Source organism: Oleiphilus sp. HI0066 (assembly GCF_001635725.1).
The window spans coordinates 1-668 of sequence record NZ_LWFH01000278.1 but is presented as its reverse complement, the minus strand read 5'-3'; the positions used below and the strand labels follow the sequence as shown (position 1 = coordinate 668).

The 668-nt window shown below is 46.7% G+C and carries 1 protein-coding gene and 1 pseudogene; both read left to right on the top strand.

Features of this window, described 5'->3' with window-relative positions:
• Positions 1-331 (top strand): GGDEF domain-containing protein (locus A3738_RS04170; RefSeq protein WP_156503941.1); only part of this gene is annotated, 331 nt, incomplete at its 5' end.
• 11 nt (positions 332-342) lie between these two features.
• Positions 343-668 (top strand): annotated as a pseudogene (locus A3738_RS30525) (hypothetical protein); the annotation flags it as partial.

Sequence of the window (668 nt, the reverse complement as noted above, 5' to 3'; positions counted from 1 at the left end):
TAAAGAACTTAAAGAGCGTATGCGCAAGACTGATTTTGTTGCGCGTTATGGCGGCGAGAAATTCATATTTATTCTGCCCGTTACGAAAATAGATGTTGCTGAGCAAGTGATGGAAAAGTTGCGTAAAACGATTATGTCGTTGCCACTTCATTTTAGAGCGCAGCGCGTTAAGTTAACCGTCTCATTTGGCTTGGTTGAGTTTCATGAGTGTGCGCATTTTTCAGAATTAAGCGTTAAAGCTGACCAAGCATTAGCGCAAGCAAAGAGACAAGGTCGAAATCAAGTATGCGTATGGCATGCAGAGGCCGATAAGAAGAATAGGGAAGAGTAAAGAGGTGGGCGATGTTCGAATTAACTTTCTACGGTGAGTTACAACCTGGTGCGGATTTAGACGACTGTAAAGCTAAGCTTGCGCAGTTATTTAAAGCTAATCCTGCACAGATCGAAAAGATGTTTTCAGGTCAACGTGTGGTGCTGAAAGGCAAGCTAGATCAAGCAACGGGTGATAAATATCTCGCTGCATTAAAAGCTCGTGGTGCAAAGTGTCAGCTTGAAAGCACAGATCAGCCAGCATCGTCTCCAGCTCCAGCTCCAGCTCCAGCTCCAGCTCCAGCTCCAGCTCCAGCTCCAGCTCCAGCTCCAGCTCCAGCTCCAGCTCCAGCTCCAGC